We start from the raw sequence: 14991 nt of genomic DNA on the forward strand, positions 1-14991 counted from the left end.
TAGCGCTTTGTCAAAGACTCGTCCGCGACAAAAAATAACGCCAGCAGCTGCTGGCGTTTTTTTATGCCTGGCTGTCAAGCCAGCGATATTTTCGTTTTCAAAGACTCAGGCGTTTACGTAATTGCTGAACATAAAGGTGCCATTCATTGAGCACCTCTCGCTGAAACGATGTAGCGGTAGCGCTCAATTGGGCTGAGGCTTCGGCGAAAGTTTCCAGGGTATTGGGCGCCCCCCACTCGGGTGTCGTCAGACGCTTCTGACAGAATATTCGCCAGCGCTGTTGCTCTTCGGAACTCAGCGTATCGGGGAAGTTGCGTGCGCGATATCGAAACAATAATTCCGGCAAGCGTTCATCATCGAAAGGCCAGCGTGCTTGTGCCAAGTGTGCCGGGTCCGCCGCCCGGACTTGCTCACATAGACGCCGATCACGATCACCGATAAAACCATCGTATAACTGTTGCTCGGGATCCTGGCTCGGCGTGAAATCCTCGTGGGTATAAACAGCCTGAACTTTGTCTCGCCAAACTGTTTGTGCGTCAGTTAGTCGCAGCGCGCGCTGCTGGTAGAGCGCCATGTCCAGTCCCAGCCGTTGCTGATCTTCGGGACGAAGCACCGACAGCGGCGCCACCACCGGACATTTATTGATGTGGATGAGCTTGAGCGGTACAGGCAATTCGCCGTCGGCCAGCTCATCGCGACGGGTATATAACCGCTGGCGCAAGGCTTCGGCACTCAGGTCAAGCAACCCCTGGGGATCGAGGTGCAAGTCACAGACAATCAAGGCGTTCTTGTTGCGCGGATGCCAGGCCAGGGGCAATACCACCCCGACATAGTTGCGCGCCGCCGAAAAACGACCGGAGATGTGCACCATCGGCTGCAACAGTCGAACCTGATCCATTACCTTTTGTTTGCTGCGCAATTGAAACAGCCAGTCATATAACTTCGGCTGCTTTTCGCGAATCAGCCGCGCCAGGGCGATCGTGGCGCGAACATCCGACAGCGCTTCATGGGCGTGGCCATGATCGATACCGTTGGCGGCGCTCAGGCGTTCCAGCTTGAGCGTCACCCGCCCCTCGTCATCCGTCGGCCAGACGAGGCCATCGGGGCGCAAGGCGTAAGCCGCACGCACCACATCGATCAGGTCCCAGCGACTGTTGCCGCCTTGCCACTCACGCGCATACGGGTCGAAAAAATTGCGATACAAGCTGTAACGGGTCATCTCGTCGTCGAAACGCAGCGTGTTGTAGCCGGCCCCACAGGTGCCGGGCGCAGCCAGCTGGGCATGCACCCGGGTCATGAAATCGGCTTCGCTCAAGCCTTGCCCGGCCAGTTGGGTCGGCGTGATACCGGTGATCGCGCACGCCGCAGGATGAGGCAGGATGTCATCACTGGGCTGACAGTAAAGATTGACCGGCGCGTCTATTTCATTGAGCTCAAAGTCGGTGCGAATCCCCGCCACTTGCAGCGGACGGTCGCAACGGGGATTGATGCCAGTGGTTTCATAGTCGTACCAGAAGATGGAGGTCACGGGCTATTCCTGAACTGAAGATCGGCGAAGTCTAGGCGTTCACATCCCGCCCCGGCCAGTCATCTTGCCATTCAATCATCTCGGCCGCTCAATCGTGCAATACATAGTTATGTCGTTTCCCCCCGGGAGGCTGCTAGCATCCCATGGACAGAAACTCCCGATCAGGCCACATCATCAGGTTGCCCATGCTCGAGACCACAGCACCGCCAAGGAACGCAACGCTGTCCCCGCCACTGGATACGCGGTACCAGATCGAAACGCCGGAAGGCATCGACTTGCCATTGCGCCCGGCCGGGTTGATGGTGCGTGCGCTGGCGTTCTCCATCGACCTTGGCCTGCGTGGGCTGATCCTTGGCCTGCTGTTGATTGTCCTGGCATTTCTCGGCAAGCTCGGCGCCGGCCTTGGCTCGATCCTGCTGTTTGTGGTGAGCTGGTGGTACATGGTGCTGTTCGAGGTGCTCAATCAGGGCCGCTCGCCAGGCAAGCAGTGGATGGGCCTGCGGGTAGTCCATGACGATGGCACGCCAGTCGGCTGGTCGGCTTCGCTGCTGCGTAACCTGCTGCGCTTTGTCGACATGTTGCCGTTTGGCTATTTCCTTGGGGCCATCAGCTGCCTGCAGCATCCCAACTTCAAGCGCCTCGGCGACCTGGCCGCCGGCACGCTGGTGATCTACCGCGAACAACCGCTCTCCCGCCCCCAGCTACCCGCCGCCGAGCCCCGGCGCCCGGCCTTTGCCCTGGCGCTGCCCGAGCAACGCGCCATCCTCGGGTTTGCCGAACGCCAGGGTGAGCTCTCCCAGGCGCGGGTCACGGAACTGGCAGCCATTCTCGCGCAACCCTTGCAGCTTTCAGCGCCACAGGCGGTGGCCGAGCTCAACGCAATTGCCCGCGGCTTGCTGGGCCCCGCATGAAGCAAAGTCTTTTCGAGAGTCGCCACAAGGCCGAATGGGAGCAGTTTTCCCTGCTGCTGGAAAGGCTGGAACGAAAACAGCCTGCCTCGCGTGTCGCACATTTCCCAAGTGACTATCGTCGTCTCTGCCATCACCTGGCCCTGGCCCGGGAGCGCGGTTACAGCAGTTTCCTGATCGACTCATTGCAGCAACAGGTCCTGCGCGGCCATCAACAGCTTTATCGGCATCGCAGCCGACTGGGTGCCAAGGCGCTGGGTTTCATCCTCGCGGACTTCCCCCGACTGGTGCGTGAGCAGTGGCGCTTCGTGCTCGCCGCCGGCCTGATGTTTTTTGCCAGCCTGATCGGTATCGCCCTGCTGGTGTATCTGTTTCCGGACCTGGTCTACAACCTGATCCCCGCCGAGCAGGTCAGCCAGATGCAGAGCATGTATGACCCCGACGCCGGTCACCTGGGGCGCTCGGCGGAACGGGCGGCCAGTGAAGACTGGGTCATGTTCGGCTACTACATCATGCACAACATCGGTATTGCCTTTCAGACCTTCGCCAGCGGCCTGCTGTTTGGCCTGGGCAGCGCGTTTTTCCTGTTCTACAACGGCTTGATGATTGGCGCGGTGGCCGGACACCTGACGCAAATCGGCTATGGCCAGACCTTCTGGTCATTCGTGATCGGCCACGGTGCCTTCGAACTCAGCGCCATCGCCCTGGCGGGTGCCGCGGGCCTGCAACTGGGCTGGGCATTGATCGCACCGGGGCGCTTGCGCCGCGCCGAAGCCTTGCGCCTGGCGGCGCGCAACAGTGTTTTGCTGATGTGTGGGGTGATGATGTTTCTGCTGATGGCGGCGTTTATCGAAGCCTATTGGTCATCGATGACCGGGGTCGCGCCTTTGCGCAAATTCCTGGTCGGTGCCGTGCTCTGGGTACTGGTGGCGATGTACCTGCTGTTGGCCGGACGGACTCGCCATGCGCCTGAGTGACGCCAGTGTGGTGTTTCGCCCGCGTCCCGGCTGGGAAGCCATGGACCTGGGCGTTCTGCTGAGTCAGCGCCACCGCCGCCTGCTGATGACCAGCTGGGCCATCGTGACCTTGCCGGTCTTCGCCCTGCTCAGCCTGCTGCTATGGGATTCGCCCTCCCTTGCCGTGTTTATTTTCTGGTGGCTGAAACCCGCGTTCGAACGCCTGCCGCTGTTCATTCTGTCCAAAGCCATGTTCGGCGAAACACCGACTTTGAAACAGGCGTTGCGCCAATGGCCGCGCTTGCTCAAGCCGCAACTGCTGGCGAGCCTGACCTGGCGACGCCTGAGCCTGAGCCGCAGTTTCCTGATGCCGGTCATGCAACTCGAAGGCCTCGAGGGTGAAGCGCGGGAGCAGCGTTTGCAGGTGCTGTTGCAGCGTAACGCCGGCGCCGCGAAGTGGCTGACCATCATCGGCGTGCACCTGGAAGGTGCCCTGTGGATTGGGCTGATGGTGCTGTTCTACCTGTTGTTGCCGCAACAGGTCGAACTCGACTGGAGCTGGCAGACATTGATCAGCACGGCCACACAGGACTGGCGCTGGCTGGAACACCTGACCAACTTCTTCTACGCACTGGTGCTGGTGGTCTGGGAACCGGTCTACGTGGCCTGCGGTTTCAGCCTTTACCTGAACCGGCGCACGGTGCTGGAGGCCTGGGATATCGAACTGGCCTTCCGCCGCCTGCGTCAACGCCTGGGCAGCGGCGCCGTCACCCTGATACTGGCGGCGCTGCTGCTGGTGCCATCGGCGCACCCCGCTTGGGCCGCCGAGCCGCTCATTTCACCCGACAGCCCGCGTCTACAGGAGCAGCCGCTGACCAGCCAGGCGTCCCGGGACAGCATCAAGACGATCCTCGACCAGCCGCCGTTCAAGAACAAGGAAACGCTCACGCGCTATCGTTTTGGCGAAGACACCCCGACCGCCCCTCCGAACAGTGACCGCACACCCGACTGGCTGACAGCACTGCTCAACCTGTCGACCTCGCTGATCGAAGCGGTGCTGTGGGGGACAGTGGTCGGCGCCATCGGTTTTTTGCTCTGGCGTTACCGGGACTGGTTGCAGGCCTTCGTCAGTCGTCGCCCGGTGCGGCCGCCTAAAGTCGCGCGACCATTGCCCCGGCAGGCGTTCGGCCTGGACCTCGGCCGCGAAACCCTGCCCGCCGACATCGCCGCCAGCGCCGAACACCTATGGCAGACCGACCCGCGCGAAGCCCTCGGCTTGCTCTATCGCGCCCTGCTCAGCCACTTGCTGCATGACTTCGACATGGCACTGAAGCCCGCCGACACCGAAGGCCAGGTGCTGGAGCGCATCGAACGACTGCAACGCCCTGAGTTGCTGGCCTTCAGCAAGAACCTGACCGGGCACTGGCAAAACATCGCCTACGGGCATCGCCTGCCCCCGGCCTCCGTGCAACAACAGCTCTGTGACGGCTGGCGTGCCCTGTTCGGCCCGGGAGCCGCCCGTTGAATCGACGCTCCGGGATTGCAATCGGCGCCTGCCTCGCCGTGCTACTGGGCGCGCTGAGTCTTTACCTGTACCTGCAGGCGACGCCCTATCAGGAGGTGATCGATCACGGTCCCTCGCCCGAGGCCCTGGCCAATCCTTATCTCGCCGCCGAGCATTTCCTGCGCAAACAGGGCCTGACCGTCAGCCATGCCTACAGCCTCGACATCCTGCCCTCTATCGAACCGCGCCAGCACAGCCTGTTGTTGCTCGGTGACCGGGCCAACATGACCCCGCGCCAGATCGATCAAGTGATGAACTGGACCCGGGCCGGCGGGCGCCTGTTGTTCGTTGCCCAGTCGCTGTGGGATGAAAAACTCGGCCAGAGCAATGACCTGCTGCTCGACCGGGTCCAGTTGCATCAGTTGCTGAGCAAAAACCTCAAGGGCCCGCCACCCGACAGCAGGACCGATCCCTACCCCAAGTTGACCAAGCTGTACCTTGAAGACGAAGACGCGCCGGCTTACGCCAACTTCGACACCGCCTTCCATCTCGAAGACCCGAAAAACCTCGCCCAGGCCTGGGCCAACAGCGCCAAGGCCACCCACATGATGCAGCTCAATCACGGGCTCGGTTCGATCATCGTGGTCACCGACGCCGACCTGTGGAAAACCCCGGCCATCGACCAGTACGACAACGCGTGGCTGCTCTGGTACCTGACCGCGGATACCCAGGTGACCCTGCTGTTCAACACCGATCACGACAACCTGCTGACCTTGCTGCTGCGCTATTTCCCCCAGGCGCTGGTAACGCTGATTGCCCTGATCGGTGTCTGGTTCTGGCACGTCGGGGTGCGGCATGGTCCGGTGCTGGAACCGGCGCCGCGAGCCCGTCGGCAACTCCAGGAACATCTGCGCGCCAGTGCCGATTTTCTGTTCCGGCGCAAGCGTCAGGACAGCCTGCTGCACGCCTTGCAACAAGACATCCTGCGTCGCGTGCGGCGGCGTCATCCCGGCTTTGAACAACTCGGCGTCGCCGAACAATGGCAGGTGCTCGCACGCCTGACCGGCCAATCCACACGCGCTATCAGCCAGGTCATGAGCCCGCGACCGAAGCAACGGCTTTCCAGCGTTGAGTTCAGCCGTCAGGTCGCCTACCTGCAAACCTTGAGGAACGCCTTATGAGTGAACAGATCGAGCCCGACGCCCCGAGCCACGCCGACCAGCAACGCCAGCGTGCCAGTCAGTTGGCCAGGGCGTTGCGTAGCGAATTGCAGAAAGCTGTCTTCGGCCAGGACGAGGTCATCGACGATGTGCTCACGGCCCTGATCGCCGGTGGCCACGTGCTGCTCGAAGGTGTGCCGGGGCTGGGCAAGACCTTGCTGGTACGGGCGCTGGCGCGCTGCTTCGGTGGCGAGTTCGCGCGCATCCAGTTCACCCCGGACCTGATGCCCAGCGATGTCACCGGGCACGCGGTGTACGACCTGCAGACCGAGCAGTTCAAACTGCGCAAGGGGCCGTTGTTCACCAACCTGTTGCTCGCCGACGAAATCAACCGCGCCCCGGCAAAAACCCAGGCGGCGCTGCTCGAAGCCATGCAGGAACGGCAAGTGACCCTCGAAGGCCGCGCCCTGCCCATCGTGCAACCGTTCATGGTGCTGGCCACGCAAAACCCCATCGAACAGGAAGGCACTTACCCGCTGCCGGAAGCCGAACTGGATCGCTTCATGCTCAAGGTCCGCATGGATTACCCCGACGGCGACCAGGAGCTGGACATGGTCCGCCAGGTCTGTCGCTCGACCCGGGCCGACATGCTCGACGTGCAACCGTTGCGCACGGTGTTGCAGGCCAAGGACGTGCTGGCCTTGCAACGCATCGCCAGCGACCTGCCGCTGGACAATCAGGTCCTCGACTACGCCGTACGCCTGGCGCGCACCACCCGCAGCTGGCCCGGACTGACCCTCGGTGCCGGGCCCCGGGCGTCCATCGCATTGGTGCGTTGCGCCCGGGCGCGCGCGCTGTTGCGCGGTGGCGAGTTCGTGATTCCGGATGACATCAAGGGGTGTGCCCTGGCGGTGCTGCGTCATCGCGTACGCCTCGCGCCGGAGCTGGACATCGAAGGGCTCGAGGTCGATGACGTGCTGCGCCAGCTGCTCGATCAAGTGCCGGCACCGCGGTTGTGAAACCCTCGCGCCTGCTGTTGATCTGGCTCGCGATCCTGCTGGTCATCGGCATCGTCCTGGGTACGTTGCGGGCGCTGGACACCGTGATTCCAGCAAGTCTGCCGTCGATCCACTGGGGATTGCTCCTGGCACTCCTGGCCTTGGCGATACTCGATGCCATTCGCCTCAAGCGCCTGCCCTCGCCGCGCATCCAGCGACACATGCCCGGCAGCCTGGCGCTCGGCCGTTGGGGCGACGTGCGACTGGAGGTCGAGCATGACTTTGCCCAGCCACTGGACATTCGGCTCTTCGATCACGTACCCCACGGCCTGAGTTTCGAAAACCTGCCCCTGTCGGTCGAGCTTCAACCCGGCCTGCGCAGCCAGATCGACTATCGCCTGCGCCCGCTCAAGCGCGGCCACTTCAACTTCGAACGCTGCGAAATCAGCCTGCCGAGCCCATTGGGCCTGTGGTCCGACAATCGGCTGCTGAACGTGACCGACGCTACCCGCGTCTACCCCGACTTCGCCCGCCTCTACGGCGGCCAGTTGCTGGCGGTGGACAACTGGCTCAGTCAACTCGGCGTACGCCAGCGCCAACGACGCGGCCTGGGCCTGGAATTTCATCAGCTACGGGAATTTCGCGAAGGCGACAGCCTGCGCCAGATCGACTGGAAAGCCACCGCCCGCCAGCGCACACCGATTGCGCGGGAGTATCAGGACGAGCGTGACCAGCAGATCATGTTCATGCTCGATTGCGGCCGGCGCATGCGCAGTCAGGACGATGAACTGTCGCACTTCGACCATGCACTCAATGCCTGCCTGCTGCTCAGTTACGTCGCCCTGCGCCAGGGTGATGCCGTGGGCCTTTGCACCTTTGCCCATGATCAGCCGCGCTACCTCGCCCCGGTCAAGGGCGCCGGCCAGCTCAACCGGTTGCTCAACCAGGTCTACGACCTCGACAGCGGCCAACGCAGTGCCGACTACCAGGGCGCTGCAACCGAGCTGTTGGCTCGGCAGAAACGCCGGGCACTGGTGGTCGTGGTCACCAACCTGCGGGACGAAGACGACGAAGAACTGCTCACCGCCGTCAAACGCCTGGGCAAGTCACATCGGGTGTTGGTCGCCAGTCTGCGCGAAGACGTGCTCGACCGCTTGCGTCAGACGCCGGTGCAGACCCTTGCCGACGCGTTGACCTATTGCGGCACCGTGGATTTTCTCAATGCCCGGACCGAACTTCATGAGCGATTGAACGCTCATGGGGTGCCGGTGGTGGATACGACCGCTGTCGAGTTGGGTGCCGCGCTGGTGACGCGCTACCTGGAATGGAAAAAGGCCGGGGTGTTTTAGTGGCTGTGGTGCGCAGAACCCGCGTACAGCCTTTAAATATCAGTTGCTTGATCAGACGCCTGGGCGCTGCAGACTTCAGGCCGAGGCCGGCAACGGCTGAAAACTGAAGTACTGCTTCAACGCTTCAATCAGTTGCCCATACTCCGGCGGGGCCTGTTGCAGGCAGAACCCGGCGTCGTAATGGTGGGGGGTGCTGTCTTCATGGCACCACAGGCAGCAGGCATTGAGGTCGATCACCTGATGGCAGCCACCGGCCATGGGAATTTTCAGGCGCAAAGCGAAGTCAGCACCGATCATCATCGGCAACTGGCTGATGAGCATCAGCCCGTCTTCGGAGACGTTACCCAGAAAGCCAATGGGTTTGTCGGTAACGCTGTTGAACACTCGAAGAAAATACGGCAGTTGATGCCGCTCGATACGGCGGTCGGTGAACATGCTGAATTCGCTATGCAAGGCCCTTGAGCAGAGCCGCACCAATGCTTCGGAACGGGCCTTCCATTATAAAGGCGCGCTCTCCCTGATCCTGGTGCGACAGTCCTTGCACCGCTGGCACTGACGCCTGCCGATCACAGGTGTTTCCCCGGTTTGGCAAGGTACCGAAACCGATCTATACGACTATAGCTCACCCCCGCCGCTGATCCAGTCTTCAATCGGGCTGCTACCATCAGAACCGGCTCGGGCGAACGACCTCGGCACTGCGCAGCGGATAATGGCCAAGCGACTGCAAGGTTTCCAACCGGGCGCTCGCGCGAAAGGCATATTCACTCTGCGGGTACGAGGCGATGATGAACTGATAGGTTTGAGCAGCATCAACGAACAGTTTCTGCCGTTCAAGACACAAACCGCGCATCATCGACACTTCCGGCCACACATAAGGCCGCGCCCTGCTTGCGCGTTCGACTTTGGACAGTTCGAGCATCACCTGCTCGCAATTGCCGCGGTCATAGGCGCTGTAGGCGTTATTCAAATGGTGGTTCATCGACCAACGGGTGCAGCCCGTGACACTGAGTACAAGGGCTGCCATGAGCACGAATCGCATGAGGGTTCTCCTGTCTTGAGCCCTGTATCGACCCGTCGTCGGAAATCTTCAGGCTGCCCGTAACTAAAAGTATTCGTTTAAAGAAACAATCGATTAACAAAGTTCTTCAAAAAAAGTAGTGCACATGAACAATGACTACACCTCCAGAGCATAGTAGCCTCACTCAGCGCTTGAACTCAGGAGTCTTTGCATGTCCGTCCGTCGTACCAAAATCGTCGCTACCCTTGGCCCGGCCAGTAACTCGCCGGAAGTTCTCGAACAGCTGATTCTGGCTGGCCTGGACGTCGCCCGTCTGAACTTCTCCCATGGCACCCCCGACGAGCACAAGGCTCGCGCGAAGCTGGTGCGTGACCTGGCAGCCAAGCACGGTCGCTTCGTCGCCCTGCTGGGTGACCTGCAAGGCCCGAAAATCCGTATCGCCAAATTCGCCAACAAGAAGATCGAGCTGAAGATCGGTGATCAATTCACCTTCTCCACCAGCCATCCGTTGACCGAAGGCACTCAAACGATTGTCGGCATCGACTACCCGGACCTGGTCAAGGATTGCGGCGTGGGCGACGAGCTGCTGCTCGACGACGGCCGCGTGGTGATGCGCGTCGACACCGCCACGGCAACCGAACTGCACTGCACCGTGCTGATCGGTGGCCCGCTGTCGGACCACAAAGGCATCAACCGTCGCGGCGGTGGCCTGACTGCACCGGCCCTGACCGAAAAAGACAAGGCCGACATCAAGCTCGCCGCAGAAATGCAGGTCGACTACCTCGCCGTGTCCTTTCCGCGTGACGCCGCCGACATGGAATACGCCCGTCAACTGCGCGACGAAGCCGGCGGTACCGCCTGGCTGGTGGCGAAGATCGAACGCGCCGAAGCCGTGGCCGACGACGAAACCCTTGATGGCCTGATCCAGGCTTCCGACGCGGTCATGGTTGCCCGTGGCGACCTGGGTGTGGAAATCGGCGACGCCGAGCTGGTGGGCATTCAGAAAAAGATCATTCTGCACGCACGCCGCCACAACAAGGCGGTAATCGTGGCGACCCAGATGATGGAGTCGATGATCCAGAACCCGATGCCGACCCGCGCCGAAGTGTCCGACGTAGCCAACGCCGTACTCGACTACACCGACGCCGTGATGCTGTCGGCCGAAAGTGCGGCCGGTCTGTACCCGCTGGAAGCTGTGCAGGCGATGGCGCGCATCTGCATCGGCGCTGAAAAGCACCCGACCGGCAAGACCTCCAGCCACCGCATCGGCAAGGAATTCACCCGCTGCGACGAGAGCATTGCGCTGGCAACCATGTACACCGCCAACCACTTCCCGGGCGTGAAGGCGATCATCGCATTGACCGAAAGCGGCTACACCCCGCTGATCATGTCGCGCATCCGCTCTTCGGTGCCGATCTATGCGTTTTCGCCGCACCGCGAAACCCAGGCGCGCGCAGCGATGTTCCGTGGCGTGTACACCATTCCGTTCGACCCTGCCTCGCTGGAGCCACACGAAGTCAGCCAGAAGGCGATCGATGAGCTGGTCAAGCGCGGCGTCGTGGAGAAAGGCGACTGGGTCATCCTGACCAAGGGCGACAGCTACCACACCACCGGCGGCACCAACGGGATGAAAATCCTGCACGTTGGCGACCCGCAGGTCTGAGTCAGCGATTGCTGCGAAAAAAACCGCCATATCGATGGCGGTTTTTTTTCGTCTGCAAAAAGGCAAGCACCCGAGTTATATAAACGTCAACTGTCAACTCTTACAGTAGATGGATACGCCAAACCGTGACTCACTAGGGGCATGCCAAGATTGATGCTTGGCACCCACAAGAGAAAATCTTTGCCTCTAATGGAGCCACACAGATGAGCACGCAGAATGAAAAACTGTACAGCAGCACAGGTGAACTGGACCCCCACTTCGGTGAAAACGGCTTGGTCCCCATGCCTTCACCTACCCCTGACTATCCAGAGTTCGTTTCACAAGTAACCGCCATCGGCCCAGACAATATGATTTATATTGCGGGACACGCGTCGCAGGGATTGCTCGCCCCCTCGGTCTATACGTTGACCCGACTCAATGACAATGGGTCCATCGACACCAGCTTCGGCAAAGAGGGTCATTTTTATGATTATTTTTACCAGTCTGATCGCTCTTCATTCCATGCCGAACAGATTATTTTCAAAAATGACAGAATCATCCTGACCGGTAGTTTGTTTTACCGGGAAAATGGTTTTTTTATCCATGATAAAGCTGCTGTCCGCTTTCTATCCAACGGCACGCTTGACGAAGAATTTGGAGGAAAAGGGAAGTATATTTTTCACTTCCCTGACACTGATATCGCGGCATCTGCCTACAACGAAGAATGCCTGAAAAATGCCAGATCCAAATACGCAGCGCCCCCCCGTTCCAACCAATTCAAGCCCTATTCGCGGGAAGCTTCCTTGGTCCAGGGCGACAACATCATATTGCTCCATACCACAGGCACCCCTGAACGGACGGACTCGCTCATCATCCGTCTGACCGAGGACGGGGCCCTTGATACAACATTCAATGGCTCGGGTTTTGTCCGTGTCAGCCATGACCAATTTCCCTTCCTCAAACTTTATAGTGTGTCAGTCGACGACACTGGAAATTACATCAGTGCAGGCAGCGTCCGAGCGGATCACAACGAACAACCGGAATCCATTATTCTGGTAAAACACGGAAAAGATGGCAGTCTGGACACCTCCTTTCAGCAGGAAGGATTCTTGCAGATTCACGATGAAGACCCAAACTATGGATTACGACTTATAAAAACCGTAAAACAGCCTAACAATCGCGTTCTGTGCTTAGGTTTCAGGTTCTCTAAAGTTTTCGGTGAGCTTTCCGGGTTTTTGATAAGCCGGGAAGCAGACGGTGCCAGCAACATTCAGTTCAATAGCGGAAAACCTGTATTCACCAATGTAAATTCCTCCACCACCTTCTGTATCAACGTAGACTTTTTGCCCGGCGGAAATTTCTTAACCACTGCACTTGTAGATATAGTATCGCGCGAACGCCATTACGCGGTCGCACGTTTCTTTCACAACGGGGCTATTGACGAGGACTATGGAAATGGCGCCGGCTGGCTTGTTTACAGGGAGGCGAAAAACTTTACCATCGAAGCGTCAACCATAAAAAACAACAAGATCATTTTTGCAGTGAATGATGAACACGACAATATAATTCACCACGCTATTGCACGAGGCTTGATGCCCTGATTACGCGCAGCACTGTGTGAATGGAGGTCATTATCCCGGAAGGTCAAAAGCTCGCTGTCTTCGGCAGCTCCAGTGTCTGAAAGCATAAGGAACCTTTGCCGCCTACTGTCAGACCTGACAGTAGGCGGCAAAGGTCGATGGGTAGCTGCTTGAGCAAAACATCACTTCGGCCCTGCCTCCGACGCCTTCATGGTTGCCCGTGGTGACCTGAGTGTGGAAATCGGCGACGCCGAGCTGGTGGGCATTCAGAAAAAGATCATTCTGCACGCACGCCGCCACAACAAGGCGCTGATCATGTCGCGCGTTCGCTCTTCGGTGCCGATCCAAGCGTTCTCCCCGCACCGCGAAACCCAGGCGCGCGGCCATGTTCCGCAGCGTTTACACCGTACCGTTCGACCCGGCTTCGCTGGAGCCACACGAAGTCAGCCAGAAGGCGATCGATGAGCTGGTCAAGCGCGGCGTCGTGGAGAAAGGCGACTGGGTCATCCTGACCAAGGGCGACAGCTACCACACCACCGGCGGCACCAACGGGATGAAAATCCTGCACGTGGCCGACCCGCAGGTCTGAGTGAGCGATTGCTACGAAAAAAAGGCAAGCACCCGAGTTATATAAACGTCAACTGTCAACTCTTACAGTAGATGGATACGCCAAACCGTGACTCACTAGAGGCCTGCCAAGTTTGATGCTTGGCACCACACGAGAAAATCTTTGCCTCTAATGGAGCCACACAGATGAACACGCAGAACGAACAACTGTACAACAGCGCAGGTGAACTGGACCCCCACTTCGGTGAAAACGGCTTCGTCCCCATGCCTTCACCTACCGCTGACTATTCAGAGTTTGTTTCACGAGTAACCGCCATCGGCCCTGACAATATGATTTATATTGCGGGAGAGGCGTCGCAGGGATTGAACCAATCGCTCTATACGTTGACCCGACTGAATGACAATGGGTCCATCGACACCAGCTTCGGCAAACAGGGCCATTTTTATGATTATTTTTACCAGTCTGATCGCTCTCACTTCTATGCCGAACAAATTATTTTCAAAAATGACAGAATCATCCTGACCGGTAACTTGTATTACCAGGCAAATGGTGTTGTGAACTTTGACAAAGCGGCTGTCCGCTTTCTATCCAACGGCACGCTTGACGAAGAATTTGGAGAAAAAGGGAAGTATATTTTTCACTTCCCTGACACTGATATCGCGGCACCTGCCTACAACGAAGAATGCCTGAAAAATGCCAGATCCAAATCCACAGCGCCCCCCCGTTCCAACCAATTCAAGCCCTATTCCCGGGAAGCTTCCTCGGTCCAGGGCGATCACATCATATTGCTCCACACCCTAGGCACCTTTGAATGGACGGACTCGCTCATCATCCGTCTGACAGAGGACGGGGCCCTTGATACAACATTCAATGGCTCGGGGTTTGTCCGTGTCAGTCATGACAATTTTCCCTTCCTCGAGCTTCAAAGTGTGACAGTCGACGACACTGGAAATTACATCAGTGGAGGCGACGTCCGAGCTGATTATTACGAACAACCGGATTCCATTATTCTGGTAAAACACGGAAAAGACGGCAGTCTGGACACCTCCTTTCAGCAGGAAGGATTCTTGCAGATTCACGATGAAGACCCAAACTATGGATTACGACTTATAAAAACCGTAAAACAGCCTAACAATCGCGTTCTGTGCTTAGGTTTCAGGTTCTCTAAAGTTTTCGGTGAGCTTTCCGGGTTTTTGATAAGCCGGGAAGCAGACGGTGCCAGCAACATTCAGTTCAATAGCGGAAAACCTGTATTCACCAATGTAAATTCCTCCACCACCTTCTGTATCAACGTAGACTTTTTGCCCGGCGGAAATTTCTTAACCACTGCACTTGTAGATATAGTATCGCGCGAACGCCATTACGCGGTCGCACGTTTCTTTCACAACGGGGCTATTGACGAGGACTATGGAAATGGCGCCGGCTGGCTTGTTTACAGGGAGGCGAAAAACTTTACCATCGAAGCGTCAACCATAAAAAACAACAAGATCATTTTTGCAGTGAATGATGAACACGACAATATAATTCACCACGCTATTGCACGAGGCTTGATGCCCTGATTACGCGCAGCACTGTGTGAATGGAGGTCATTATCCCGGAAGGTCAAAAGATCGCAGCCTTCGGCAGCTCCAGTTGCTGAAAGCATAAGGAACCGTTGCCGCCTACTGTCAGACCTGACAGTAGGCGGGACAGGTCGATGGGTAGCTACTTGAGCAAAACCCACCATCTGAGCCGGGGCTTTTTCCATTCTGATCCGGCACGTGCGACGCCTGTCCGGCCC

General features: G+C 58.7%; 12 protein-coding genes and 1 pseudogene. 10 read left to right on the forward strand and 3 right to left on the reverse strand.

What is annotated here, in order from left to right:
* Positions 1-97 precede the first annotated feature (97 nt).
* Positions 98-1528 (reverse strand): exodeoxyribonuclease I, encoded by a 1431-nt coding sequence (sbcB, locus tag ELQ88_RS27875; RefSeq protein ID WP_138968933.1) that lies wholly within the window; start codon positions 1526-1528, stop codon positions 98-100.
* 185 nt (positions 1529-1713) lie between these two features.
* Here sbcB and ELQ88_RS27880 point away from each other — a divergent pair, with 185 nt between their 5' ends.
* The 6 genes from ELQ88_RS27880 to ELQ88_RS27905 are packed head-to-tail and all read left to right on the forward strand — an operon-like array spanning position 1714 to position 8403.
* Positions 1714-2439 (forward strand): RDD family protein, encoded by a 726-nt coding sequence (locus tag ELQ88_RS27880; protein WP_128872313.1) that lies wholly within the window; start codon positions 1714-1716, stop codon positions 2437-2439.
* A complete protein-coding gene (locus ELQ88_RS27885) occupies positions 2436-3413 on the forward strand; it encodes a stage II sporulation protein M (protein ID WP_138968934.1) in 978 nt (325 codons plus the stop codon). Before ELQ88_RS27880 ends, ELQ88_RS27885 begins: the two co-directional genes overlap by 4 nt.
* Positions 3400-4917, forward strand: a complete 1518-nt coding sequence (locus tag ELQ88_RS27890) for a DUF4129 domain-containing protein (protein ID WP_138968935.1) — start codon at positions 3400-3402, stop codon at positions 4915-4917. Before ELQ88_RS27885 ends, ELQ88_RS27890 begins: the two co-directional genes overlap by 14 nt.
* Positions 4914-6077 carry a DUF4350 domain-containing protein gene (locus ELQ88_RS27895; RefSeq protein WP_138968936.1) on the forward strand — a complete coding sequence of 388 codons (1164 nt, stop codon included), beginning with the start codon at positions 4914-4916 and terminating at the stop codon, positions 6075-6077. The genes ELQ88_RS27890 and ELQ88_RS27895 overlap by 4 nt, the downstream gene beginning before the upstream one ends.
* Positions 6074-7075: a MoxR family ATPase gene (locus ELQ88_RS27900; RefSeq protein WP_138968937.1), complete on the forward strand. Its 1002-nt coding sequence runs from the start codon at positions 6074-6076 to the stop codon at positions 7073-7075. The genes ELQ88_RS27895 and ELQ88_RS27900 overlap by 4 nt, the downstream gene beginning before the upstream one ends.
* Positions 7072-8403 (forward strand): DUF58 domain-containing protein, encoded by a 1332-nt coding sequence (locus tag ELQ88_RS27905; protein WP_138968938.1) that lies wholly within the window; start codon positions 7072-7074, stop codon positions 8401-8403. Before ELQ88_RS27900 ends, ELQ88_RS27905 begins: the two co-directional genes overlap by 4 nt.
* A gap of 75 nt (positions 8404-8478) precedes the next feature.
* On the opposite strand, the gene ELQ88_RS27910 is transcribed toward ELQ88_RS27905, so the two are convergent.
* Together ELQ88_RS27910 and ELQ88_RS27915 are read right to left on the reverse strand one after the other, a co-directional pair.
* Positions 8479-8838: a PilZ domain-containing protein gene (locus ELQ88_RS27910; protein ID WP_128872319.1), complete on the reverse strand. Its 360-nt coding sequence runs from the start codon at positions 8836-8838 to the stop codon at positions 8479-8481.
* A 229-nt stretch (positions 8839-9067) separates the two neighbouring features.
* The gene (locus ELQ88_RS27915) at positions 9068-9442 is read right to left on the reverse strand and encodes a tetratricopeptide repeat protein (protein WP_128872320.1); all 375 of its coding nucleotides are present in this window, start codon (positions 9440-9442) and stop codon (positions 9068-9070) included.
* A 190-nt stretch (positions 9443-9632) separates the two neighbouring features.
* On the opposite strand from ELQ88_RS27915, the gene pyk reads away from it, so the two are divergent.
* The 4 genes and pseudogenes from pyk to ELQ88_RS27935 all read left to right on the forward strand — a co-directional run bounded on the left by pyk (position 9633) and on the right by ELQ88_RS27935 (position 14770).
* Complete coding sequence (gene pyk / locus ELQ88_RS27920; protein WP_128872321.1) at positions 9633-11084, forward strand: pyruvate kinase; 1452 nt, start codon at positions 9633-9635, stop codon at positions 11082-11084.
* A gap of 203 nt (positions 11085-11287) precedes the next feature.
* The gene (locus ELQ88_RS27925) at positions 11288-12664 is read left to right on the forward strand and encodes a hypothetical protein (RefSeq protein WP_138968939.1); all 1377 of its coding nucleotides are present in this window, start codon (positions 11288-11290) and stop codon (positions 12662-12664) included.
* A 174-nt stretch (positions 12665-12838) separates the two neighbouring features.
* Positions 12839-13232, forward strand: a pseudogene (locus tag ELQ88_RS27930) (pyruvate kinase); the annotation flags it as partial.
* Positions 13233-13396: 164 nt separating this feature from the next.
* Complete coding sequence (locus ELQ88_RS27935) at positions 13397-14770, forward strand: hypothetical protein (RefSeq protein WP_138968940.1); 1374 nt, start codon at positions 13397-13399, stop codon at positions 14768-14770.
* The last annotated feature ends 221 nt before the right edge of the window (positions 14771-14991 follow it).

Source organism: Pseudomonas sp. MPC6 (assembly GCF_006094435.1).
Classification (GTDB): Bacteria; Pseudomonadota; Gammaproteobacteria; order Pseudomonadales; family Pseudomonadaceae; genus Aquipseudomonas.

Bases quoted from the DNA above. Each gene is read 5' to 3' on its own strand.
- ELQ88_RS27915 (WP_128872320.1), bottom strand. From the start codon at position 9,442: ATGCGATTCGTGCTCATGGCAGCCCTTGTACTCAGTGTCACGGGCTGC.
- ELQ88_RS27885 (WP_138968934.1), top strand. From the start codon at position 2,436: ATGAAGCAAAGTCTTTTCGAGAGTCGCCACAAGGCCGAATGGGAGCAG.
- pyk (WP_128872321.1), top strand. From the start codon at position 9,633: ATGTCCGTCCGTCGTACCAAAATCGTCGCTACCCTTGGCCCGGCCAGT.
- ELQ88_RS27935 (WP_138968940.1), top strand. From the start codon at position 13,397: ATGAACACGCAGAACGAACAACTGTACAACAGCGCAGGTGAACTGGAC.
- ELQ88_RS27925 (WP_138968939.1), top strand. From the start codon at position 11,288: ATGAGCACGCAGAATGAAAAACTGTACAGCAGCACAGGTGAACTGGAC.
- ELQ88_RS27890 (WP_138968935.1), top strand. From the start codon at position 3,400: ATGCGCCTGAGTGACGCCAGTGTGGTGTTTCGCCCGCGTCCCGGCTGG.
- ELQ88_RS27900 (WP_138968937.1), top strand. From the start codon at position 6,074: ATGAGTGAACAGATCGAGCCCGACGCCCCGAGCCACGCCGACCAGCAA.
- ELQ88_RS27910 (WP_128872319.1), bottom strand. From the start codon at position 8,838: ATGTTCACCGACCGCCGTATCGAGCGGCATCAACTGCCGTATTTTCTT.
- ELQ88_RS27880 (WP_128872313.1), top strand. From the start codon at position 1,714: ATGCTCGAGACCACAGCACCGCCAAGGAACGCAACGCTGTCCCCGCCA.